The organism is Zooshikella ganghwensis DSM 15267 (genome assembly GCF_000428585.1).
Lineage (GTDB): Bacteria > Pseudomonadota > Gammaproteobacteria > Pseudomonadales > Zooshikellaceae > Zooshikella > Zooshikella ganghwensis.
Genome location: NZ_AUAF01000409.1, coordinates 1 through 1,142 on the forward strand (window position 1 = coordinate 1; position 1,142 = coordinate 1,142).

Genomic DNA, 1,142 nt, shown 5'->3' on the forward strand with positions numbered 1-1,142 from the left:
GCACTGTAGGTGATTTGGCCGCTTGGGGTAGTGGTTTGTTTGATGGTTAAAAAGGCGTGAGGAATATCGGTCATCTCCGCATCAAATGCTAAGCGGCCTTTGCGAATCACATCTAGCCCTTTTAATACCAATTGATTTTTAGTGTCGACACTGTAATTGATAGCGCGGGCAAACGGGAAAAAGCCCCGTACGAGGTCGTAGACACCCCGACCAATACCGGTAATATCAATCCCTATGTGTTGTACATTAAAGCGATGTGTCAGCTGTCTAATCTGCTCTGCCTGATAGGAAAAGTCAGCGTTATACCACTGATGTTTTTCTAGTACCCTAAACCGGTCACCATACGCCGGGTTGGGTGGGGCTAAAACGACACAGGTGGCGGCATCTTGGGTGCGGCTAGGATCAAAGCCCAACCAAACTTCATTATCCGCAAAGGGGCGAGCTTCATGAGGATCGTAATCCAACCAGAATAAACGATCAGAACAACATTTTTCTAAATCCGTTAACTTGAAGACACTTTGTTTATCATCAATAAACTGACACATCAGTAGGTTATTGAATTCGTCTTCTGAATACTCTAAGCGTAACTGGTCGATATCAAATAAATCACAACCCCCCGCAATCGCATCTTCAATGGTGATAATTTGTCGAAACTGGCCATCAGCGCATAACATACCTTTTGATAATTCGGCATCGCTAGGGAATGCTTGATCAGGGTGTTTCTTTTTAAAGGCTTGCCCGGTCCAGAAAGGATACGCTTCATGACCCACGGCGCTGGGTGTTGAAAAATACGTCTTACGCCACTTCTTATGCATGGCCATGCCTGAAGCAACGGTATTAATCTTTTTAAATTTCGGTATCCAAAAGTATTCATCGGTATAGACATGACCATGATAACTTTGCGCGGTGCTGGCATTGGTGGACACAAAACGTAATTCAGCACCATTGCTTAAGGTAATGGGGTCACCTTTCAATTCAATATCAAACCAGTCCTTGGCAAATTGAAGGATGTAATTGCGGAATACTTCGGCTTGGGAACGGCTGGCCGATAAAAAGATTTGGTTATCACCACTGAGGATGGCATCAGCAAAGGCCTCACCGGCAAAGTAATAGGTCAGCCCAATCTGTCGGCTTTTTAAATA

Annotated in this window: 1 protein-coding gene; it reads right to left on the bottom strand. The window is 44.7% G+C overall.

Annotation, left to right across the window (positions count from 1 at the left end):
• Positions 1-1,142, bottom strand: a 1,142-nt coding sequence (locus tag F607_RS0127385; protein ID WP_027710511.1) for a terminase large subunit domain-containing protein, incomplete at both ends; no start/stop codon positions are given.